This is a genomic window from Nocardioides sp. F233 (assembly GCF_057813895.1).
In genome coordinates, this window is sequence record NZ_JBVASH010000031.1 from 1 (window position 1) to 293 (window position 293).

Consider the following 293-nt stretch of genomic DNA (forward strand, 5'->3'; position numbering starts at 1 on the left):
ACCCGGTGCCGACCGGCGCCCGATCGGCGGCGAAGCGTCTCGTCGCCGCCGCGAAGGACGCCGGGTACGTGTACCGGATGGCGTTCGAGTTCGAGTTCACGCTCTACAAGGATAACGCCGACGGCTCACTCGAACTCGCCCACACCGGACCAGGCTACGGCGTGGGTCCCTTCCTCCGCCTGGAGCCGATGATCCGCGACCTCGATCAGAGCCTGATCATCGCGGGGATCGAGGTGGAGCAGATCCACCCCGAGTACGGCAACGGGCAGATCGAGGTCTCCATAGCGCCGGCG

General features: G+C 67.2%; 1 pseudogene. It reads left to right on the forward strand.

The annotated features are described in order from the left end of the window. Positions 1–5: 5 nt before the first annotated feature. Positions 6–293: pseudogene (locus ACZYRU_RS26945) on the forward strand (glutamine synthetase); the annotation flags it as partial.